Genomic DNA, 22,397 nt, shown 5'->3' with positions numbered 1-22,397 from the left:
GATGAGGAGTGGAGGTGGTTCGGTGTGTCGACGTATCGGTAGGGGAGGCGTGCCTAGCGCGACCCGCGCGCACCCGTCACCACGCCGAAGGTCTTCAGCAGGATCGCCAGGTCGCCCCACAGCGACAGCCGCGCGACGTACTCCGCGTCCATGGCGGCGCGGCGGCGGTAGCTGATCTCGTTGCGCCCGCTGATCTGCCACAGGCCGGTGATGCCCGGGCGCACCGCGCAGTAGTGGCCCCAGTAGTCGCCGTACAGGTCCTTCTGCGTGAACATGCAGGGGCGCGGGCCGACCATGCTCATGTCGCCCTTCAGCACGTTCCAGAACTGCGGGAACTCGTCGATGCTGTACTTGCGCAGGATGGCGCCGAAGCGGGTGATGCGCGGGTCGTTCTGCAGCTTCTGGTACACGGCCCATTCGCGCCGCGCGGCCTCGTTCTCGCGCAGGTGGCGCGCGAGCACGGCGTCCGACTCGGCCACCATCGAGCGGAACTTGTAGAACTTGAAGACCTTGCCGTCCTTGCCGTAGCGCGGCTGCATGTAGATGGCCGGGCCGCCCGAGGTCAGCAGCACGCCCAGCCAGATGAGCGCATAGGCCCAGCCGAAGAACAAAAAGAACGACCCGGCCATGGCGATGTCCATGGCGCGCTTGGCGTGGCGCAGCCAGGGCGCGCCGCCGATGGGGCCGTACACGGGCGTGTTGGCGGCGCTGCCCGGCGCGGCGCCGCTGCCGGTGCCCGAGCCGGCGCCCGGCGCGGTGGTGGTGTCCGATCGCAGCGTGTTCATGCCACGTGCTCCGGCTCGATGCGCTTGGGCATCACGGTGTCGGCGGTGTCGATGGCGTAGGAAGGCTCGCGGCGCGCGGGGGAGGGCGCATAGCTGTAGCCGTAGCTGTAGCCCCGGTAGTGGCGCTGCGTGGTGTCCACGGCGTTGAACACCACGCCGTGGAAGGCCGCGCCCACGTGGGCCAGCCGCTTGGCGCTTTCCACCAGCTCGCCCATTTCGCTGGCGTCGGCGCGCGCCACCAGCAGCAGGGTGCCCATGATGGGCGCCATCTCGGCCGTCTCGGCGGCCACCAGCGTGGGCGGCGCATCGACGATCACCACGTCGTAGCGGGCCGACAGCGTCTGCAGCGCGTGCGTGAACACCTCGCTGGCAATCAGCCCGGCCGGGTCGGCATGCGGCTTGCCCGAGCTCATCACGTCCAGGTGCGGCAGCACGTGGTGGTGAATGGCCTGCTCCAGCGGCACGCCGTCGGCGATCACGTCAGACAGCCCGTCCTTGCGCAGCAGGCCGAACTCCTGGCTCAGGCTGCCGCGGTGCATGTCGGCGTCGATCAGCAGCACGCGCTTGCCCGACGCCGCGAGCAGCGTGGCGAAGTTCGACGACACGAAGGTCTTGCCCGCGCCGGCCGTGGCGCTGGCGATGAGGATGCGGTTGTTGGGCGCCGTGTGCATCACGTACTTCAGCGCGGTGCGCAGCCGGCGCAGGCCGTCCAGCGCCGGGTCTTCCACGTGCAGCGCGGCCAGCACCTTCACGCCGGGCTTGCCGGCGCGCACGGCGCGGTCGAGCACGCGCTGCTGGGTGCTCAGCGCGATGGTGCTGTACACGTTCAGGCCGGTGGTGGCCTCGATCTGCTCGGGGCTGACGATGGCGCGGCGCAGGTTCTTGCGCGCCATGGCCGCGGCACCGCCGAAGAAGAGGCCGGCCGCCAGCGACAGCGCCACCACGATCAGCGGCTTGGGCCGCACGGGCTTCTCGGCCACCAGCGCCTGGTCGAGCACGCGCACGTTGGCGACCTTGCCTTCCTTGGCCAGGCGCATCTGCAGCGAGCTGTTCAAGAGGGTGGCGTACAGGTCGGTGTTGACCTTGATGTCGCGCTGCATGCGCAGCGAGTTCTGCTGCATCATGGGCATGCGGCGGATGCGGCCTTCCACGCCGCCGAGCTCTTTCTTCAGCGAGGAAATCTGCGTGTCCAGCGTGACCACGGCCGGGTGCTTGGCCGTGAAGTTGCCCATCAGGTCGAGCCGCTTCTGCTTGGCGTCCAGCAGCTTGGCCTGCAGGTCGACGCTCTGGGCCAGCGCGTTGCGCGCCTCGTCGTCCAGGCTGATGGTGCCGTTCTGGTTGCGGTACTGGTTGTAGCTGTCTTCCGACTGCTCCAGCTGCGACTTGAACTTGGGCAGCTCGGTGCCCAGGAAGGCCAGGGCGCGTTCGGCCTGCACGGTCTTCTGGTCGATGTTCTGGCGCACGTACAGGCGCGAGATCTCGTTGAGCACGTCGGCCAGCTGGTTGCGGTTCTCGGCCTGCAGGCTGATGTCCATCACGCCCGACTGCTTGCCCTTCTCGACCACGCGCAGGTCTTTCTGCAGGCCCAGCAGCGTGAGCTGCTTCGACTGGCGCACCAGCTCGAAGGCGCCGCCGGGCTGCGCGTCGAACGAGCCCACCAGCAGGTGCAGGGTGCCGCCGGGCACGGCCGCGTCCAGCGGCACGCCCACGGTGCCTTTCAGCGGCGCCTCGAGGCCGGGGTTGGTCAGCGTGTAGGTGCCGCCGTCGCCCGCCACCAGGGTGAACTTCTTGCCCTCGAAGGCCGCCGGCACGTCCATCTGCGCGACGGCGATGCGCTCGGTGCCCGACACGTAGTTGCCCACCCCCAGGATGCCGGGCGTGGAGAGCTGGCTCGAATGGCGCGCCAGGAACTCGCCCACCAGCGGGATGTAGTTGGGCTTGGCGCTGATGAACATGCGCGTGTCTTCCATCGCCTGGCCCAGCACCATGCGCGACTTCAGGATCTCGGTCTCGCCGGACACCGGCGTCTTGTTGCCGATGCCCGCGGCCGCGGTGGAATCACCCGGAAAGTTGCCGCCCGAGCGGTCGGGGTCTTCCACCTGGATCAGGATGTTGGCCTCGTACACCCGCGGGCCGAACAGCGCGTAGCCCACGCCCAGCAGCAGCGCCAGCGCCGTGATGGAGGCAATGAGCCAGCGGCTGTCGATGAGGATGTCCAGGTACTCCTGGAAGCGGGATTCCCGTACCCACCCGGCCTCGATGGCCGCAACAGGTGCGGACGCGGACGCGGGTGCGGGGAGCGAAGCTTGCCAGCGCGCATTCATGGGGTTCACCTTTTCGTGTTGCTGAAATGAGCAGGAAGGTGCTTCACCGGCGGGCGGTGTCGCGGCTGAGGTTGGCGACCTGGGCGGCCGGCAGGATGAGGCTGATGACGCGGTTCCACGTCACCAGCGGCACGTGGTCGACGTACACCACGTCGCGCGGCAGCAGCTCGAAGCGGTCGGCCAGCGCGAGCGCCACCGGGTTCTTCGCGTTCAGGTTGAAGATCTGCTGCACGTCGGGGTTGCCCGGCGCGTTGCGCACCACGTAGATCTGGCCGGGGTCGGACGACAGCAGGTCGGGCCCGCCGGCATCGCCCAGCGCCTCGTTCAGGCTCAGGCGGCCGTTCAGGCGCATCTGCAGGGCCGAAGGCGCCCTGATCTCGCCCATCACGTACACGCGGCTGTCTTCCCGGGAGCCGACGTTGACGATGTCGCCGTTGCGCAGCGCGATGCCGTTGCCGTCGAAGCCCTGCGACTCCAGCAGCGGCAGGTCGACCACCGTGGTCACGCCGCCGCGGGTGAGCGACACACGCGAGCGGTCGCCCGCGGTGGTGAAGCTGCCCGCGCGGCTGATGGCCTCCGACAGCGTCATCGGGATGTCGGTGAAGATCTGCAGCCCCGGCGTGCGCACTTCGCCCTGCACGTAGGCGCGCTGGCTGCGGAACGACTGGATGCGCACCGTGACCTGCGGGTCTTTCACGTACTCCTTGATGGCCCGCTCGATCAGCTCCGAGGCGCCGCTTTCGGTGAGCCCCTGCAGCCTGACGCGGCCGATGTACGGAAAGCTGATCTCGCCGTTGGCGCCGACGATGAAGCCGGGCGCCACGCTCACGCCGGTCGGGTCCGACTGCTGCGCGATCACCGCGCCGGCGTTGGGCAGCAGCTCGGGCCGGTTGTAGACGATGATGCCGACCACGTCGCCCGGCCCGATGGTGTAGACCGGCGACACGGTGAACAGCCGCTTGACGGCCGCGGACACTTCCTTGGGCTTCTGCGCCATCTGCGCGCGCACCAGGTCGGGCGTGATCGGAATGATCTTGCCGCTCTCGGCCGAGGCAGTGCTGTCGCCCGTGGTGGGGGTGAAGCCCAGTGCGCCCGGCGTGCCGAAGCCCGGCGCGCAGCCCGACAGCCCGAGCAGGCCCAGCGCCAGCAGCAGGGACAGCCCCATCCATCGCAACTTGTCTTCCACCCGGGCACGCATCTGCATGCGCGCCTGGGCCTGTGCGCTGGCGGAGAGGGGGCGCATGTCTCGTGACTGCGTCGCTCGATCGAGGCGTTCCATGGTGGTCTCCTTGACGGCCGGTTGACGGTGGGGGGGCGGGTTGCTGGAAGAGGGCACGAAGGGCAGGGCCGGGGCGCGGTTCATGGCGCCGCCCAGGTGGTGGGCATGCCGCGGTCCGGGCTCGTGGTGGCACGCGCGGGGGTGCGCCGCTCCGCTGTCTCGGTGGCTTCGCTTGGCTCCACCGCCTCTACAGCCGCCGTGGAGGCGCCGAAGCAGCGGTCGGTCACCCAGTCGCCCACGCACTGCAGGAACAGCTGCTGGCCGCGCTCGGTGCACACCGTGTGGTCGACCTCGCGCATGAACTCGTAGTGCAGCGCCTGCGCATAGGGTTCGCGGGCGAAGGGGCCGAGCTGGTCGCGCCCGCGGTCGCGCACATGCAGCGAGCCCGAATACAGCAGCTGCACCGCCACCTTGCGTTCGACCAGCCGCTTGAGCGTGGCGCCGAACCAGGCGGCGTTGGTTTCCGCCGGCTTGCTCTCGGTGAAAAAGCCGGGCAGCGGCTTGGTCGAATGGCTTTTCAGCAGGTGGCGCTGCAGCCAGCGCTTGGCCTTGCCCGGAAACGCCGGGTGCGCGGGGGCGGCGAGCGCGCGGCGCACGGTGCGTTCCCAGCGCGAGCGGCGCTCGGGAAAGGCGAAGCCGTCGAACAGCGACACCGCCACCACGCGCGCATCGTCGGCGGCCACGCCCATGGCCTGCTCCACGCCGGAGCACATCGCCACGATCACGAACTGCCGGGCGCCCAGCTGGCGCTCGGCCATGTCCATGGCGGCTTCCAGCGCGTGCATGGCGCGGGTCTGCACGTCGGGCGCGGTGTTCAGCGCGTCGCTGTCGCCGATGCCGCCCAGGTCGAAGCGCATGCTGGGAATGCCGCGCGCGGCCAGCGCATGGGCCAGCTTCACGTTGATGCGGCGCGGGCCCACGCGGTGGTTGGCGCCCATGTTGAACATGAGCACGGCGACGCCGCCGGGTGCCTGGCGGGCAGCGACGCCGCCGGGTGCCGTGAGCATGCCCATCAGCGCGTCGCCGGGGCCGAAGCGCACGGGGGTCTGTTTCGAGTCATTCATGAAGAGCTCCCTGCAGGCGGTTGAGCGCATCGGCCGGAACCATGGCGCTGTTGGGGTACGGGTCGGACGTCCAGTCGAGCTGGTGGCTGAAGTACGCGAGGCGCACCGGCATGTGGCGCGACTGCTGGTCGGCGGCCCACTGCGCGGTGTGTTCGTCGTCGGGGCCGGCCAGCACCAGGGTGTCGTGCAGCGCCGTGAGCGGCAGCGACTCGGGCACCAGCGCCGCGAGCTGGCCGCGCAGCGCGGCCGACAGCGTGGTGCCCAGCGCCTCTTCGGGCAGCACGTCGGGCTGTTGCGCCAGGCCGCGGCGCCATGCCAGGTCGGGAATGCAGAAGGTGGTGTCGATGGCCGCCACGTGCTGTTCGCGCAGCGACCGGGCGTAGCGCTTGCCGTCGATCACCGGCTCCCACAGCACCAGGCGCACCGGGTCGCAGCGCCCGCTGCGCGCGGCCAGCACCGCCAGCGTGGCGCCCAGGCGCGCGCCGATCCACACGATGGAGGCGCCCGGCGCGCGCCGGCGCAGCTCTTCGTGCGCGGAGCACAGGTCGCGGCGCCAGCCGTCGAGCTCGCCCTCGCTCTCGTCGCCGGGCGAATCGCCCGAGCCGTAGAAGTCGAAGCGCAGCGTGGCGATGCCCGAGCGCGCGAGGCGCTCGGCCAGCACCTTGAAGAAGCGGTGCGTGCGCAGGCCTTCCTGCCCGAAGGGCGGGCAGAACAGCACCGCGGTGTTCTCGGCATGGCCCTGGCGCTCTTCGGGCGGGTGGAACACACCGAAGACCTGGCGCGAGGCCGGGCCGAACATCAGGGGCAGGGCGTGCGTCATGCGTGGGCCTCCGCCAGGCGGCTCGAAGAACCGAAGGCGCCGGTAGCACCAGGGGAGTTCGCGGCGGCCGCAGAACTCGCTGTGGAATTGGCCACGCCAGCACCTGCCCGCGCCTCCGTCTGGCGCCATTCCGCCAGCGAGCCCACGCAGTCCATGCGCGCGGGCGCCGGGCGCAGCACCAGCCACAGGATGCGGCCCGCCACCGACAGCTCCACGCTGCGGCAGTCCGGCACCACGCCCACCTCGAAGCTCTGCGGCGACAGCAGCAGGCCCACGCCGATGGCCTTCAGGCAGGCTTCCTTGCGCGTCCAGCAGGTGAGAAAGGCGCGGTCGCGTTCATGCGCGGGCGTGGCCGCCAGCGCCTCCTGCTCGCGCCGGGTGAAATGCTCGGCCGCGAGCGCGGCGGCGTCGGGCATCGGGCGCAGCTGCTCCACGTCGGCGCCCAGCGGGCCGCGCCCGCCGATGGCGATCAGCGCCAGCCCCTGGCTGTGGCTCAGCGAGAACTGGGTGCGCGAGTGGCCCGACAGCGACGGCTTGCCGAAGGAGCCCGTGGCCAGGTGCAGCGCGGCCTGGTGCAGGCCCGTGTATTCGGCCAGCGCCTGGCGCAGCGCGATGTGCGCGGCCACGAAGCGCTGCCGGTCGGCCGGAAAGCGGAAGCTCGCGGCACGCGTGCACTCTTCCGCCGACAGCACCTGGGCGGGCAGCAGGTCGGTAAAGCTGTCCAGGTCGACGTACCGGCAGATCGGCGCGTCGATGGAAAGGGCGTAGGCGGAGCTGTTCATGGTCTCAGCCCTTGCGCAGCCAGCTGCCGAAGGTGCGGCTGAGCAGCCCGCCGCGCTGCGCGGTGGCCGCCGTGCCGGCGGTGAGCTCGGCCAGGTCCGACGGCACGCCCTCCGGCACACTGCGTGCCGACGAGGCGATCTGCCCGAGGTTCTCGAACAGGTAGCGCCGCGGCTCCACGCGGTGGCCCAGCGTTTGCGCGGCCTGCTGCACCGCGCGCAGCACCAGCAGCGAGTCGCCGCCCAGGTCGAAGAAGTTGTCGCTGGCGCGGATGTCGTCCACGTCGATGCCGATCACCGTGGCCCAGATCTGCGCCAGCGGCGCGTGCTCGGGGTTCAGCAGAATCTGCCGCGCCTTCACCGCCTCGCCCTGCGCGGCGGTGGCCAGCGGTGCCTTCTCGGGCTCCACCGCGGCCAGCTTGCGCAGGTAGGCCGCGCTGGTGGAGCCTTCGGTGTCGGCCAGCTCGGCCAGCGTGGCGCGCGGGTCTTGCGCCACGCGGCGCAGCACCTCGAGGTAGCGCTCGCGCAGCTGCGCGCCGGTTTCGCGCAGGTACACGTCGGCGTTGTAGATCAGCGCGCCTTCCAGGCCGAAGGGCTTGTCCATCAGCCACACGCCGATGTCGTCGGTGGCGCCGTGCTGCATCACGTGCATCTGGCGCGTCTGCAGGCTGCCGATGGCGCGCGAGCGTTCGCGGGCGTCCTGGAACGAGAACATCGACTGGTACGGGCCCGAGGTCTTGATCTGGCTGGCGTAGCCCGGCTCGGCCATCAGGCGCTCGAAGGGCACCTGCTGGTTGTTCATCATCGACAGCAGTTCCTGCTTCACGTAGCGCATGAACTCGGGCAGCGGCTTCGACAGGTCGACCGCCAGCGACACCGGCAGCACGTTGTTGAAGAAGCCCATCACGTCTTCCGTCTCGGCCTGCTGGCGGCCGCGCACCGGGTTGGCGATGACGATGCTGTCGGTGCCGATGACGCGCGCCATGGTCAGCGCGTACACGCCGAAGGTCAGCATGCTGAGCGTCACGTCCATGTCGCGGGCGATGTCGCGCAGGCGCTGCGTGCTCTGCAGGTCGATGGTGATCCAGTGCGCGCCGCCCTGGCCGCTCTTGCCCGCGCGGCGCGGCATGTCGGTGCGCGGCATGCGCGCGGCCTTGGCGCCTTCGAGCCGCTGGCGCCAGAAGGCCAGCTGCGCTTCGCAGGCAGGGCTGTCCATCCACGCGGCGAGCCAGTCGGCGTAGTCGCCGTAGGTGGTGGTGAGCGCAGGCAGGCTGTGCGGGCGGCCGCGCTCGGCCGCGTCGTACAGCGCGGCCAGTTCGCGCTGCAGCAGGTCGAAAGACCAGCCGTCCCACACCAGGTGGTGCGGCACGAACATGAACACATGCTCGTTGTCGTCCAGCTGGTAGAGCGCGGCGTTGGCCATCGGCGCCTGGTGGATGTCGATGGGGCGGTCGGCCAGCTCCTGCATGCGCTCGGCCAGCTCGGCTTCGCGCTGGTCGGCCGGCAGGCCGCGCAGGTCGACCATCGGCAGGGAGAATTCCACGGACTGCGAAATCAGTTGCAGTGGATTGCCGTTCGCATCGCTGCCGATGCGGGTGCGCAGCGAGGGCTGGCGGCGAATCATTTCGCGCAGCGCTTCCTCGAAGCGGCGGGCGTCCAGCGCACCCGTCAGACGCTGCGCCGAGGGCGCGTTGTACACCGAGCGGCCGGGGTGCAGCTCTTCCATGAAGCGGATGCGTTCCTGCGGCATGGTGAGCGGCGCGCTGGTGCGCACGGCGGCCAGGCCGATGGGGGCTTCCAGCCCGACACCGGCGTGCTGCAGGCCCTGGATGACCACGGCCAGCTTCTCGGCCGTGGGCGCCTCGAACAGCGAGCGCAGCGGCAGCGTCACCTGGAACTCGCGGCTCAGCAGCGTGGTGAGCCGCGCGGCCAGCAGCGAGTGGCCGCCCATGGTGAAGAAGTCGTCGTGCATGTCCAGCCCCGGCAGGCTCAGCACCTTCTCCATGGTGGCGAGCACCTTGCGTTCATGCTCGTTGCGCGGGGCGGCGCCACGGCGCACCTCGTTGTGGGCCACGGCCTGCGGCGGCGGCAGCGCGACGCGGTCGATCTTGCCGTTGACCAGGCTGGGCAGCGCGGGCAGCGTGACCACGTGCTGCGGCAGCATGAAGGCCGGCAGGTGCTTGCGCAGGTGCAGCATGAGCGCGTCGAGGTCGAAGCTGGCCCCCTGCGTGAGCGCCAGGTAGGCCACCAGCCGCACGTCGCCCGGATGGTCCTCGCGGGCCACCACCACGCTGCGCGACACGCCCGGGTGCTCGTTGCAGCGCGCCTCGATCTCGCCGGGCTCGATGCGGTAGCCCCGCACCTTCACCTGGAAGTCGAGCCGGCCCATGTGGTCGAGCAGGCCGTCGTTGCGCCAGCGGCCGCGGTCGCCGGAGCGGTACATCTTCTTCGGCGTGCCCAGCACGCGGGCCGTCACGAAGCGCTCCGCCGTGAGCTCGGGCCGGTCGAGGTAGCCCAGCGACACGCCTTCGCCGGCAATGCAGATCTCGCCGGGCACGCCCACGGGGCAGGGCTGCAGGTTGGCGTCCAGGATCCAGATCTCGGTGTTGTCCACCGGCTGGCCGATGGCCACGCCGCGGCTGGCGATTTCTTCAGGCCGCACGCGCCATGCCGTGGAGTACACGGTGGTCTCGGTGGGGCCGTAGCCGTTCCACAGGCCTTCCATGCGCTCGCACAGGGCCAGCGCCAGGCTGGGGCGCAGGGCCTCGCCGCCGGTCCAGCCGCGAAAGCCGGGGGCGCCGCGCCATTGCGCGTCGAGCAGCACCTGCCACATGCCGGGGGTGGCCTGCAGCAGCGTGATCTTCTCGTCGTCCAGCGTCTTCGACAGGCGGTTGCCGTCCATGGCCACGTCGCGCTGCACGATGATCAGCTCGGCACCGGCGGCCAGCGGCAGCAGCAGGTCGGGCACGGCCATGTCGAAAGACAGCGTGGTCACCGCCGCGATGCGGTCGTCGGGGCCGATGCCCGACTGCCGCTGCATCCACTGCAGCAGGTGGGCCACGCCGCGGTGGTGCGCGATGACGCCCTTGGGCTTGCCGGTCGAGCCCGAGGTGTAGATGACGTAGGAGGCATCGTCGGGCCCCGCGTCGTCGGCGCTGGGCACCAAGGGCTCGGCCGGGCCCTGGCGCCAGGCGCTGTCGGTGTCGATCTCGAAGATGCGTTCACCGGCGTCGGCGCGCCAGTCGCGCGGGGCGGCGGCAATGTCCGACGAGGTGACCAGCAGGCTGAGCTTGGCGTCGCTCGCGTAGTAGTCCAGCCGGGCCTGCGGAAACGCCGGGTCCAGCGGCACGTACGAGGCGCCCGCCTTCAGGATGCCCAGCATCGCCACGACCATTTCCATGCTGCGTTCCAGGCACAGGCCCACGTGCTGGCCGCGGCGCACGCCGCGTGCGCGCAGGGCGTGCGCCAGCCGGTTCGACAGGGCCTCGAGCTCGGCGTAGGTGCAGCTGCGCGCGCCGTCGCGCACGGCGGGGTGGTTGGGCTGGCGCGGCAGGCGCGCCAGGAAGCCGGCATGCGCCAGCGGCTCGCCTTCCAGCGGCACGCGCGCGGGTTGCAGCGCCAGCAGCGCGCGGGCGCCTTCGGCCGACAGCACCTCGAGCCGGCCGACCGTCGTGCCCGGGTCTTGCGCGGCCGACTGCAGCACGCACTCGAACATGTCGAGCCAGCGCAGCACGCTGGCCTCGTCGAACAGGTCGGTGTTGTATTGCGCCTCGATCTGCAGGCCGCCATCGAGCGGGCGCAGGTTGAGGAAGATCTCGAAGTTCTCGTACTGGCGCGCAATGGAGTCCTGCGCCACGTCGATGCCCGGGAAGGCCTGCGCGCTGGCCGCCACGTCGGGGTCGACGTTGAAGGCCACGCTCACCAGCGGCAGCCGGCTCGCATCGCGCTGCAACGACAGCTTGCCCAGCAGCGCGCCATAGGTGAGCGCCTGGTGGTCGAAGGCGTCGAGCACCACGGTGTTGCACTCTTCCATGAGCGCGTCGAAGCGCATCTCGGGGTTCGCGGCCAGCCGCAGCGGCAGCAGGTTGACGCAGTGGCCCACCAGGCCGGGCATGTCGCGTGCGAGCTGGCCCGATGCCGGAATGCCGACCACCAGGTCGTCTTGCCCGGTGAGCCGGTGCAGCGTGGCGACGAAGCCGCTGAGCAGGCCCGTGAACAGGCTGGCGCCGGCCTTGGCGCTGGCGCTGCGCAGGGCGGAGACCAGGCGGCGGTCGAGAAAGCGCTCGACGCGGCGCGAGTTGAAGGTGCGCGTGGCCGGGCGCGGGCGGTCCAGCGGCAGTTCCAGCACGGGCAGGCTGCTGCCCGAGAAGCGCTCCAGCCAGTAGTCGACGTGCGCCTGCATGTCGGGGTGCGTGGCCTCGAGTATTTCGTCGGCGGCGAATTCGGCGAACAGCGTCGGCGGCTTCAGCTTCAGGCCCACGCCGGTTTCCAGCGCATACAGGTGGCCCAGCTGCTCGGTGATGACGGCCCACGACCAGCCGTCGCACACCACGTGGTGCGCGGACATGACCAGTTCATGCGCCATGTCGTCTGCGCTACCGCCCAGGCGGAACAGCACCGCGCGAAACAGCGGCCCGTGCTCCAGCGAGAAGGGCGTGCACACGGCCGCGTCGTGCGCTTCGCGCAGGGCCTGCGCGCGGGCCTCGGGCGCCAGGCCGCCCAGGTCTTCCACCACCAGCGTGTCGTCGCCGGGGCGGCTCACCAGCATGCAGGTGCCGTCGGGCGAGATGGTCGCGCGCAGCGACTGGTGGCGTGCCACCAGCTGCGTCATGGCGCGCGAGAGCGCGTCGCTGTCGAGCGCGCCGCGCATGCGCAGCAGCACCGATTCGTTGTAGGCCATGGAGGCCTCGGTGCTCAGCGTTGCGCCGAGCCAGACTTCGCGTTGCGATTCCGTCGTCGGAACGATGCATTCGAGGACGCCACCGACAGCGGTGGGTTTGAGAACGGCGTTCATGCTGCTGCCTTTCCGTTGAGGAGGTGGTGACTGGGGGAGGAGGTGTCCGGCACGTACCAGAAGGGCTGGCCGTCGATGTCGCGCGCCAGCACGGAACCGTCTTCCACAGGCTTGCGCACGTCGAAACCGGTGACCACGGCGGCGCGGCGCGGCAGGAAGCCGGACTCCTGCATCTCGGCCACCGATTCCTTGAAGGCGTTCTGGATGAACGCGATGTCCTCGGCGCTGTGCGCGCTCGTGAGGAAGCACGGGAAGTTGTCCAGGATGTGCACGCCGCGGCTGCGCATCATGGCGAACAACAGGTCCTGCAGCGGGTGGTCTTCCAGCCAGCTCACGCGCCACAGCGACGAGAAGTGACGGATCTCGATGGGCGCGCCCACCTCCCTGCACCAGCCCGAGAGTTCCGCGGCCATGGCGGCGGTGCTGCCGTTCAGCCCGGCCTGCAGGGCGGGCCCGGCTTCCTTCAGGTGCAGCAGCGAGGCCTTGGCCGCGGCCAGCGCCAGCGGGTGGCGCACGAAGGTGCCGGCGAAGTAGGTCACGCCCACGCCGGGAATGGAGTCGTCGCCGTACTGCCAGGGGCCGCCGTCGAGCGCGTCCATGAACTCGCGCTTGCCTGCGATGACGCCCACCGGAAAGCCGCCGCCGATGACCTTGCCGTAGGTGGCCAGGTCGGCGCGCACGCCGAAGAGCTCCTGCGCGCCGCCCAGGCCCACGCGAAAGCCGGTGATGACCTCGTCGAAGATGAGCGCGCAGCCGTTCTGCTCGGTGATGGCGCGCAGCTCGTGCAGGAACTCGCGCGGCTGGAAGTCGGGCCGGCGGCTTTGCACCGGCTCGGCCAGCACGGCGGCCAGGTCGTCGGCGTTCTCGCGAATGAAGGCCAGCGCCTCGGGCGTGCCGTAGTCGAGCACGCGGATGTCGCCGAACATGCCGCTCATGACGCCCGGCGCGGCCGACAGGCCCTTGCCGGCCTTGCCGGCGCGCACCAGCACCTCGTCGAAGGTGCCGTGGTAGGAGCCGGTGAACACCACCACCGTGCTGCGCCCGGTGACGGTGCGCGCGATGCGCAGCGCGGCCATCACGGCCTCGGAGCCGGTGTTGCACAGGCCGGCGCGGTCGTGGCCGGTGAGCTCGCACACCAGCGCCGTGACCTCGGCCGCCAGCGGGTGCTGCGGGCCGATCTCGTAGCCGGCGTCGAGCTGCTTGCGCACCGCGTCCTGCACGAAGTCGGGCTGCCAGCCGAACATGTTCATGCCGAAGCCGTTGAGCGCGTCGACGTACTCGTTGCCGTCGAGGTCCCACATCTTCGAACCCTTGGAGCGTTCGATGACGATCTGGTACGTGATCTCCTTGGTGACCGGGCGAAAGCCGTTGACCACGCGCGGGTCGGCCATGTGAGTGCGATTGGCTTCGGTGAACTGCTTGCTCTTCTGCGTGCGTTCCACGTAGCGGCGCATGAAGGCCGCCAGGCGCGCCTTCTGGCGGCCGCTGGGCTCGCTGGTGCGCTGCGTGTGGATGCGGGCGATGGCGCCGAAGGCCTTCTTCACGTCGTAGCGAACGGGTTCGTTCGATGTGTCGGGCGCTTCGGCCGGCGTCGTGGCCGCTGCGGGCCGGGCGTCTTCGATGGACGCGGCCGGTGCGACGGCGGCGGCTGCCGCCGGCACCACGGGTTGCATCACAGGCTGAGGCGCGGGCTCGGCCTGCACCTGCTGCAAGGTCATCATCGGCGCGGCCTGGGCGGTGCCCGACAGCAGCGCGAGCTGCTGGCGCATCAATTCCATCTGCTGCGAAATCAGCTGGTTCAGCGGAGCGCCGCCCGCGATGCCGGCTTGCATGGGCATGGGCACGTACGTGGGCATGGCCATCTGCTGCATCGGCGCGACATGCGGCACCGCGACGGCGGAGGGCGCGGCCACTGGCGCCGGGGCGGCAGGCGCGGCCACGGCAGCGACAGTAGGAGCAGCCGCTGCGGCAGCTTCGGCCGGCAGGCTGGCACGCAGGAAGGCCGAGAGCGCATCGAAGCTGCGGTAGTTCTCCATCAGCTGGCGAAAGCTGAGGGCGACCTTGAAGTGCTTCTTGATCTGCGTGGCGGCCTGGGTGAGCGTGAGCGAGTCCAGCCCCAGTTCACCGAAGGCGGCATGCCCCTCGGCTTGCGCCATGTCAAGGCCGGAGATGTCCTCGAACAGCGTGCGAAGGCGCGCGTCCAGGGAAGAAGCGGGAGGAGGAAGTGGCGAAGGCGTGGCAGCGGTCACGATCGGCTCCAATGGGGTAGGTGGAACGGAAGAGGCGGGGGAAGCGGGAACGGCGAGCGCGGCGGCGGCGGGCGCGCTCGCGGTGAAAGAGGGGGCGGCGGGCACAGTCGAAACAGCCGCATCAGCAGTCACTGCGGCCGGCACGGCCGCATCAACAGCCGCTACGGCCGGCACGGCCGCGATATCGACCCAGAAGCGCTTGCGCTCGAACGGCGTGGTCGGCAGTTGCACGCGCTGCGCGCCGGGCCGCGCGCACAGGCGCGACAAGGCGACGTCGGCGCCGAGGGTCCACAGGCGCCCGAGCGACAGGTGCAGGGCGCGGGCCTCGCCGGCAGGCTCGCCCTGCAGCAGCGACACCACGCCGGTGGCGCCGTGCTGGCGCACCAGCGTGGCGAGCATGTTGCGCGGGCCTGCTTCCACGAAGAGCGGGTTGGCCAGCTGCGCCATGGCGCTGCGCACCGCGGGCGAGAAATGCACCGTGCCGCGCAGGTGCTGCGCCCAGTAGGTGGGGCTGGTGGCTTCGGCCGCTTCGAGCAGGCGGCCGGTCATGGTCGAGAAGATGGGCGTGTGCGGCGCGTGCAGCGCCACGCCGTTCACCAGCGCCTCGAAGGGCGCGACGGCCGCGTCCATCATGGCCGAGTGGAAGGCGTGCGAGGTCTGCAGCGCGCGGCTGGGAATGCCGTCGGCTTCGAGCGCGGCCTGCAGCGCCGCAATGGCCTCGAAGGGGCCGGCAGCCACGCAGGCGGTGGGGCCGTTTTCTGCGGCGAGCGACAGCTGCGGGCCCAGCCGGCCTTGCAGCTCGGCCGCGCCCAGGCGCACCGACAGCATGGCGCCGGGCGGCTGTGCCTGCATGAGCGCGCCGCGCCGGGCCACGAGCTGCGCGGCGTCTTCCAGGCGCATCACGCCGGCCAGCACGGCCGCGACGAACTCGCCCACGCTGTGGCCGATGAGCGCCTGCGGCTTCGCACCCAGCGACAGCACGCGCCGCGCCAGCGCGTACTCGAGCGCGAACAGCGCCGGCTGCGTGGCTGCGGTGGGCGCCAGCGACTGCGGGTCGTCGGAGAACATGCGCGCGCGCAGGTCGAAATCGACCGCGCCTTCGAAGGCGTTCATGCAGTCGTCGAAGGCGGCCGCGAACACGGGGTCGGCGGCGTGCAGCTGCTTGCCCATGCCGGCGTACTGCGCGCCCTGGCCGGGGAACATCAGCACCAGCTGGGGTGCGCGAGCCGCGGTGCGCGCGCTGGCGCGCCACGGCGAATCGGCGGCGCGCAGGGCGGCCACGGCGTCGGCCGTGTCGCCGGCCACCACCACGCGGCGGAAGGCGTGCGCCTTGCGGCCCACGGCGAGCGTGTAGGCGACATCGGCCAGCGGCAGGCCGGGCGTGGCTTCGAGGTGCGCGGCGAGCTGCTCGGTGGCCACGGCGAGCGCGGCTTCCGAGCGCGCCGACAGCGACAGCAGCTGGTCGCCCGTGGCAGCCGGCGAGGCCGCGCGCGGCGGTGCTTCTTCGACGATGACGTGCGCGTTGGTGCCGCCCACGCCGAAAGAGCTGACGCCCGCGCGGCGCGGCAGGTCGGCGCGCGGCCACGGCTGCAGCTGGCTGCTCACGTGGAAGGGGGTGCGCGCGAAGTCGATCACCGGGTTCGGCGCGTTGAAGTGCACCGTCGGCGGAATCACTTCGTGGTGCAGCGCCAGCGCGGTCTTGATGAGGCCGGCCGCGCCGGCCGCCGTGACCATGTGGCCGACGTTGCTCTTGAGCGAGCCCAGCGTGCAGAAGTCGAGCGCGTCGGTGTGCTCCGCGTAGGCCACGGCCAGCGCCTCGACCTCGATGGGGTCGCCCATCGGCGTGGCGGTGCCGTGCGCCTCCACGTACGAGATGCTGCGCGCGTCGATGTCGGCGGCGGCCAGCGCGGCGCGAATCACCGCGGCCTGGCCGTCGACGCTGGGCGCGGTGAAGCTGGCCTTGGCGCCGCCGTCGTTGTTCACCGCGGCGCTGCGCAGCACGGCATAGATGGTGTCGCCGTCGGCAACCGCGTCGGCCAGGCGCTTGAGCAGCACCACGGCCGCGCCGTCGCTGAACACGGTGCCCTGGGCCTGCGCGTCGAAGCTGCGCGTGCGGCCGTCGGGCGAGAGCATGGAGCCCTCGTTGTAGAGGTAGCCGCTGCGCGGCGGGCAGGTCACCGACGCACCGCCGGCCAGTGCCATGTAGCACTGGCCCGTGCGCAGCGCATGGAAGGCGTTGGCCACGGCCACCAGCGAGGTCGAGCAGGCGGTGTGCACGCTGACGGCCGGGCCGGTCAGGTTGAGCCGGTTGGCCACGCGGGTGGTGATGTAGTCCTTCTCGTTGGCCAGCATCACCTGGAACTCGCCCACGTTCTCCACCAGGTCGGGCCGGGTGGACACATGGCGCTGGAAGTAGCTGGCGTTGTACATGCCGCCGTACACGCCCACCGGGCCGGGGGCGGCGTCGGGCACGTAGCCGGCGCGCTCCAGGCACTCCCAGCAGATCTCCAGGAACACGCGCTGCTGCGGGTCCATCAGTTGCGCTTCCTTCGGGCTGATGCCGAAGAAGGCGGCGTCGAAATCTTCGATGCCGTCGATCACGCCGCGTGCGCGCACGTACAGCGGGTCGTCGCGCAGCGCCTGGCTCACGCCCGCGTCCAGCGTGGCGTCGTCGAAGAAGCTGATGGTGTCGCGCCCCGCCACCAGGTTGGCCCAGAACTGCTCCACGTCGGCGGCGCCGGGAAAGCGGCCGGCGGTGCCCACCAGCGCGACGGCGTCGTCGAGCCCGGCGCCTTGCCGGGCCGCTGCCTTGTCAAAAAGGGCCGCCGCGGTCGGGCGTGCTTGGGAGCCGACCGCGGCGGCCGTGGCGGACGGGTCGCCCGCCACCTGCATCCGCGCACCCATTGCTTTTGGCGTGGGATTGCGGAAGAAAAGATTGGTCGACAGCGCCATGCCGCTGCCGCGCTGCAGGTCGCCCAGCACCTGCAGCACCAGCAGCGAGTCGCCGCCGAGGTCGAAGAAGTTGTCGTTGCGCCCGACCTTGTCGATGCGCAGGGCGCGCGCGAAGGCCTCGCACACCTGCTGCTCGACGGCGTCCTGCGCTTCTTCGAAAGGCTGCGCGAGGTCGGGGCGCTCGTTCGCGGGCTCCGGCAGCGCCTTGCGGTCGAGCTTGCCGTTGGGCGTGACGGGCAGCTGCGCGAGCCACACCTGGGCCGTGGGCACCAGGGCGGCGGGCAGGCGGGCTGCAAGGTGCGTGCGCAGGGCGTCCCACGCCACCTGCTGCGCGCCCGGGCGTGCGACGAGGTAGGCGACCAGCCGCAGCTGGCCGTTGCCGTCGGGCCGCGCGACCACGGCGCACGACTGGATGGCGGGGTGGCTCAGCACGGCGGCCTCGACCTCGCCGGTCTCGATGCGGTGGCCGTGGATCTTGACCTGGCCGTCTCGCCGGCCGATGAACTCGAGCGTGCCGTCGGGCAGCCAGCGCGCGAGGTCGCCGGTGCGGTAGAGACGATCGTCCGGGCCGCCGAACGGGTCGGCCACGAAGCGCTCGGCGCTGAGCTCGGGCTGGCGCAGGTAGCCGCGCGCCAGGCCGTGGCCGCCGATGCACAGCTCGCCGATGAAGCCGGTGGGCAGCAGCGCCATCGACGGGCTCAGCACGCGCAGCACCGTGTCCTTGATGGGGCGGCCCAGCGGCACGGAGCGCAGGTCGTCCGGCAGGGAAGCGGGAATGCGGTGCGTGGCCGCGAAGGTGGTGCACTCGGTCGGGCCGTAGCCGTTGCTCAGCGCCAGGCCGGGCAGCGCGGCCTGGGCGCGGCGCACGTGCGGCACCGACAGCGCCTCGCCGCCGGTGAACAGGTGGCGCAGGCCGGCCAGGTGGGCCGGGTCGTCGTCGACCACGGCGTTGAACAGCGCGGCGGTGAGCCAGGCGGTGTGCACGTCGTGCCGCGCGATGGTGCGCGCCAGGCCGGGGCCGGTGGGCACGCGTTCTTCATGCACCACGCAGCAGCCGCCGTTGAGCAGCGGGCCCCACACCTCGAGCGTGGCGGCGTCGAAGCCCAGGGGGGCGGCATGCAGCATCGCGCGGCCCGGGGCCAGCGCGACGTAGTCCACGCCGACCACCAGCCGCAGGATGGCGCGGTGACCGATCTCGATGCCCTTGGGCGTGCCGGTCGAACCCGAGGTGTACATCACGTACGCGACCGATTCGCCGTCGATGGCCGGGGAATTCCAAGCGCTGCGGTCTGCCTTGTCCGCGTACTCGTCGAGCAGAAGAATGGCGTGTTCGCCGCGTGCGGTGGACACCAGGTGGTGGTGCGCCTGCGTGGTCAGCACGTGGTGCGCGCGGGCCTCGCCCAGCATGTAGGCGATGCGTTCGGCCGGGAAATCGGTGGGCACCGGCACGTAGGCGGCACCGGCCTTCAGGATGCCCAGCTGCGCGACGATGGCGGCCATGGAGCGGTCGAGCAGCATGCCCACGGCGTCGCCGGCGCGCACGCCCAGGCGCTGCAGGCGGTGGGCGAGCTCGTCGGAGCGGGCGGCCAGCTCGGCGTAGCTCATGCGCGCATCGCCCTCCGCGAGGGCGATGGCATCGGGAGTGGCTTGCGCCTGGCGGGCGAACACGCCGGGCACGGTGAGCGAGCGGTCCAGCGGCGAGACCGCCGTGTTCCAGGTGGCGACCTGCTGTTGGCCATGGTCGCGCGGCAGCGTGCGGATGTCGCCCAGCGGTGCGTCGGGGCGTGCCAGCAGGTCGGCGGCGGTGTCGGCCAGCGCGGCGAGCAGGGCGTCGGCCGCGGCGGCGTCCATCAGGCTGGCGGCCGCATCTATATGAAGGCAGGCGCGAGCGGCGTCGTAGCCCAGGTGCAGCGGTGCGGCCTGGCCTGCTTGCTCGGTTGTCTGCTCTGTATATGCAGCGCCGATGTCGTCCCGCAGCCAGAGCGAAGCAACCGGGCGTGCGTCGTGTTCGCCAGCGGAGGGCAGGGCGGCACGGCGCGCCGCGTCCAGCTCCGCCAGCCAGTCGCCCGCGGCGCGGGTGGCGTCGTAGGCGGCGGTGGTCGACACGCGGTGGGCGCGGCCGGCCTCGTGCAGCACGGGCCAGAGACCGCCGAGCCAGCGCGACTGCAGCAGCAGCCAGGCACCGGCGAACAGGGTGTCGGGCAGCAGCCCGGTGGCCAGCAGGGGTTCGAGCGCCAGGGAAACCGCGTGGCGCGCGGGGGAGGCTGCCGGGTCGATGCGCATTGAAAAGAGGTCTGCCAGAAGCAGGTCTGGAGCCTCTTTGCGCACTGTCGAAACAGTTTGAATTTCCATGTAATTACCCGGCGACGAAATACGATGGAATTAATTGAATGAGCGAAAATAGCGCCCGTTCAATTGGCCCTGTGGATCTGTTGTTGGTGTTTTTCCTGACCCGATCCTAGGAGTTTTGCTTCGGCCAATGTGTGGTCTTTTGGGCTACGTTACATCCAGACAAGGTTATTTCGAAAACGTACTACCCGAACTGTCCAGTACAAGGTAACTGATGCGTGGTTTGAAGAAGGCGAGTGAGTGCTCAGCTTCGTTTTTGGGCCGAAACGGGTCTACCGAGGCGGGGTACTCATGGGGAGACGCAGGGGGGAATACCGGGTGGGAGGGGGGTGCCCGATGGTTTGCATGCATAACGGTGTTGGTGCATGCGCGTCACAGGGGAGTCATGCGAAAAACGCACGGGCACGGTGCCCGCAAAATGAAACATCGCCCCGAATTCGTGCTGTTATTGAATTGCCAAGTCTGTAACCGGATAAAAAATCGCTGTACAAAACCGGAAAAGCGCAAAAACTTCAGGTGCGCCTGCAACTTTGCAGATCCAATTCATTGGAGGGTCCGACATGCTCAGCGACATCCTATTACCCGGCGTAGTGCTTCAAAGCCGCGATCTCTATTGCGAATGGCATATACCGAATAATTCGGAAGGCCTGCGCGCCAATGCCACTTATTTCGGCAATGCGGGGTGGGCGCAGGAGTATCTGGACTTTTGTCACCGCGACGCGCACTTCAGGAGCCGCTGGCTTGCCGCCGGCGGCGACTGGACGGGCAAGACCGTGATCGACCTGGGGTGCGGGCCCGGCAACGTGTTCGCCACGCTGGGCGGCAAGCCGAGGTTGCTGGTGGGGGTGGATGTGGCCGCGGGCTCGCTGGAGCTGGCGGCGCGCCAGGGCTACACGGCGGTGCTGGCCGATGCGGCGCACACGCCGTTTCGCTCGGAGGTGGCCGACATCGTGGTCATCAATGCGTCGCTGCACCACTGCGACGACATGCACGCGGTGCTGCGCGAGGGCGCGCGGCTGGTGAAGCCCGGGGGCCTGCTCATCACCGACCACGACCCGCAACTGACCGCCTGGGACTACAAGGGGCTGGCCAAGTTCATGTGGGACGCGCGGCTGTGGGTGTACCGCGTGACGCGCCACGGCTTCCACAAGACCGGCAGCCAGCAGTCGTGGGGGCTGCGCACCGAGATCCATCACCGGCCCGGCGATGGCGTGACGCGCGAGTTCTTCACCTCGACGCTGGCGCCGCTGGGCTTCGACGTGCGCGTGCATGCGCACAACCACCAGATCGGTGCCGATGCACTCCAGGGGCAGGTCGGCCCCGCGCACTGGAAGTACCGCATGGGCAATGCGCTGTCGGGCCGCGACCCGGGCGCGTCGGCGAGCGCGCTGTCGCTGATGTGCATCGCGAAGAAGGGCGGTGAAGAACGGCTGCCCGCCGGCATGCGCATGACGCGGCCCGCCCATGCCGGGAGCACGGTCGGCGCGCACGAGATGGCGTGAAGACCTGTTTGCCTGGCCGAGCGCTGGGCTGGGCTCGCGTGCTTGACGGCCCGCGACTGCTGGTAGCCTCCCCGGATTCTTCGAACGCGCGCCCCCTTGCGGGGCACGATCTTCAGGTCATCCAGGAAGGACTCCATCAGTGGTTGTGACAGCAGCAGGCATCCCCCATCCCGACAAGGCAAGCCAGGCAAGCCACGCAAGCCAGACACGCAGGACAGCGAACACGCGCAGCCACTGGCGCGCAGCCCTCGCGCTGGTCGCGGCATTGACGCTGGCGGCTTGCTCCACCTCGCCCAAGGCCCCGGTGGCGGGCCCCGGCGAGTACGTGGTGCAGCCCGGCGACACGCTGTACCGCATCGCCTCCAAAACCGGCCGCTCCGCCGGCGACATCGCCCGCTGGAGCAACCTGCAGGACCCCGACAAGCTCGAAGCAGGGCAGGTGCTGCGCGTGGTGCCGCCGGGCGGCGCAGCGGCGGGGCCAGCTCCGGCGTCGGGCTCCTCGTCCGAGGCTTCGCCGCCGACCCGCAGCGCGGGCGCCGATCGCGCCCGGCCACCGCGCCCGCGCGAGCCCGAAACCGTGATGCCGCCCGCGTCGCGCCGCAGCGACTGGGGCTGGCCCGCGCCGGGGCAGGTGATTGCGGGCTTCAACGGCTCGAGCAACAAGGGCATCGACATTGCCGCCAACCCCGGCGACCCGGTGGTGTCCATGGGCGCGGGCAAGGTCGCGGTCACCGAGATGCTGCGCGGCTACGGCAGCGTGGTCATGGTGGACCACGGTGGCGCGTACATGTCGGTCTACACCAACCTGCGCACGGTGCTGGTCAAGCAGGGGCAGCGCGTGGAGCGCGGCCAGAAGATCGCCGACATCGGCGGCGGCGAGGGCGGCAAGGCCAAGCTGCATTTCGAGATCCGCTACCGCGGCAACGCCGTGGATCCGAGGCAGTACCTGACTGCACGCTGAGCACGCGGCCCCTCGGTGGCATTCATCGCATCCCACGAAAGGCATCCCCCGAATTGGTGATACCGCGCAGCCCGCGAAATGCGCAGACTCCGGCCCTCACTCTGTCAGAAGGGGCCTACATGGAACTCACGCACTGGATGTTCGTCATCGGCGGCTTCGCCCTGGCAGTCATGGCGCTTTGGCTGCTGCAGGGGCCGGCCGGCCGCGACGCACAGCGCATGAGGGACCAGATCGCCGAGCAGGTCACGCAGTCGGCCGCGCTGGTGCAGGAGTGCGCTTCGGGCGCCGCGCCGCGCACCTGAGGCTTTCGCGGTCTCTT

General features: G+C 70.6%; 11 protein-coding genes. 3 read left to right on the top strand and 8 right to left on the bottom strand.

The features are described 5' to 3' along the window. Window positions 1-53 precede the first annotated feature (53 nt). From AB6807_RS05630 to AB6807_RS05595, 8 genes are all read right to left on the bottom strand, one after another. Complete coding sequence (locus tag AB6807_RS05630) at window positions 54-785, bottom strand: sugar transferase (protein ID WP_371083809.1); 732 nt, start codon at window positions 783-785, stop codon at window positions 54-56. Then, window positions 782-3,109, bottom strand: a complete 2,328-nt coding sequence (locus AB6807_RS05625) for a polysaccharide biosynthesis tyrosine autokinase (RefSeq protein ID WP_286515962.1) — start codon at window positions 3,107-3,109, stop codon at window positions 782-784. Before AB6807_RS05625 ends, AB6807_RS05630 begins: the two co-directional genes overlap by 4 nt. Window positions 3,110-3,152: 43 nt before the next feature. Continuing rightward, complete coding sequence (locus tag AB6807_RS05620) at window positions 3,153-4,388, bottom strand: polysaccharide biosynthesis/export family protein (protein WP_371083808.1); 1,236 nt, start codon at window positions 4,386-4,388, stop codon at window positions 3,153-3,155. Window positions 4,389-4,468: 80 nt separating this feature from the next. Then, on the bottom strand, window positions 4,469-5,452 hold the full coding sequence (locus AB6807_RS05615; RefSeq protein ID WP_371083807.1) for a hypothetical protein: 984 nt from the start codon (window positions 5,450-5,452) through the stop codon (window positions 4,469-4,471). Then, entirely contained in the window at window positions 5,445-6,272 is an 828-nt protein-coding gene (locus tag AB6807_RS05610) for a serine aminopeptidase domain-containing protein (protein ID WP_371083806.1), read from the bottom strand. The genes AB6807_RS05615 and AB6807_RS05610 overlap by 8 nt, the downstream gene beginning before the upstream one ends. After that, window positions 6,269-7,054: a 4'-phosphopantetheinyl transferase superfamily protein gene (locus AB6807_RS05605; protein WP_371083805.1), complete on the bottom strand. Its 786-nt coding sequence runs from the start codon at window positions 7,052-7,054 to the stop codon at window positions 6,269-6,271. The genes AB6807_RS05610 and AB6807_RS05605 overlap by 4 nt, the downstream gene beginning before the upstream one ends. Before the next feature lie 4 nt (window positions 7,055-7,058). Beyond that, the gene (locus tag AB6807_RS05600; protein WP_371083804.1) at window positions 7,059-12,065 is read right to left on the bottom strand and encodes an amino acid adenylation domain-containing protein; all 5,007 of its coding nucleotides are present in this window, start codon (window positions 12,063-12,065) and stop codon (window positions 7,059-7,061) included. Next, window positions 12,062-19,618, bottom strand: coding sequence for an amino acid adenylation domain-containing protein (locus tag AB6807_RS05595; RefSeq protein ID WP_371083803.1), 7,557 nt, complete (start codon window positions 19,616-19,618; stop codon window positions 12,062-12,064). Before AB6807_RS05595 ends, AB6807_RS05600 begins: the two co-directional genes overlap by 4 nt. A 557-nt stretch (window positions 19,619-20,175) precedes the next feature. Between AB6807_RS05595 and AB6807_RS05590 the strand changes: the two genes are divergently transcribed. The 3 genes from AB6807_RS05590 to AB6807_RS05580 all read left to right on the top strand — a co-directional run bounded on the left by AB6807_RS05590 (window position 20,176) and on the right by AB6807_RS05580 (window position 22,380). Continuing rightward, entirely contained in the window at window positions 20,176-21,117 is a 942-nt protein-coding gene (locus AB6807_RS05590; RefSeq protein WP_116907735.1) for a class I SAM-dependent methyltransferase, read from the top strand. 139 nt (window positions 21,118-21,256) lie between these two features. Next, window positions 21,257-22,078, top strand: a complete 822-nt coding sequence (locus AB6807_RS05585) for a peptidoglycan DD-metalloendopeptidase family protein (RefSeq protein ID WP_371083802.1) — start codon at window positions 21,257-21,259, stop codon at window positions 22,076-22,078. A 119-nt stretch (window positions 22,079-22,197) separates the two neighbouring features. Continuing rightward, complete coding sequence (locus tag AB6807_RS05580) at window positions 22,198-22,380, top strand: hypothetical protein (RefSeq protein ID WP_116907736.1); 183 nt, start codon at window positions 22,198-22,200, stop codon at window positions 22,378-22,380. The last annotated feature ends 17 nt before the right edge of the window (window positions 22,381-22,397 follow it).

The organism is Variovorax sp. RCC_210, assembly GCF_041355175.1.
Classification (GTDB): domain Bacteria; phylum Pseudomonadota; class Gammaproteobacteria; order Burkholderiales; family Burkholderiaceae_C; genus Variovorax.
This window is presented reverse-complemented; position numbering and strand designations above follow the sequence as displayed.

Bases quoted from the DNA above. Each gene is read 5' to 3' on its own strand.
- AB6807_RS05630 (WP_371083809.1), bottom strand. From the start codon at position 785: ATGAACACGCTGCGATCGGACACCACCACCGCGCCGGGCGCCGGCTCG.
- AB6807_RS05625 (WP_286515962.1), bottom strand. From the start codon at position 3,109: ATGAATGCGCGCTGGCAAGCTTCGCTCCCCGCACCCGCGTCCGCGTCC.
- AB6807_RS05620 (WP_371083808.1), bottom strand. From the start codon at position 4,388: ATGGAACGCCTCGATCGAGCGACGCAGTCACGAGACATGCGCCCCCTC.
- AB6807_RS05615 (WP_371083807.1), bottom strand. From the start codon at position 5,452: ATGAATGACTCGAAACAGACCCCCGTGCGCTTCGGCCCCGGCGACGCG.
- AB6807_RS05610 (WP_371083806.1), bottom strand. From the start codon at position 6,272: ATGACGCACGCCCTGCCCCTGATGTTCGGCCCGGCCTCGCGCCAGGTC.
- AB6807_RS05605 (WP_371083805.1), bottom strand. From the start codon at position 7,054: ATGAACAGCTCCGCCTACGCCCTTTCCATCGACGCGCCGATCTGCCGG.
- AB6807_RS05600 (WP_371083804.1), bottom strand. From the start codon at position 12,065: ATGAACGCCGTTCTCAAACCCACCGCTGTCGGTGGCGTCCTCGAATGC.
- AB6807_RS05595 (WP_371083803.1), bottom strand. From the start codon at position 19,618: ATGGAAATTCAAACTGTTTCGACAGTGCGCAAAGAGGCTCCAGACCTG.
- AB6807_RS05590 (WP_116907735.1), top strand. From the start codon at position 20,176: ATGCTCAGCGACATCCTATTACCCGGCGTAGTGCTTCAAAGCCGCGAT.
- AB6807_RS05580 (WP_116907736.1), top strand. From the start codon at position 22,198: ATGGAACTCACGCACTGGATGTTCGTCATCGGCGGCTTCGCCCTGGCA.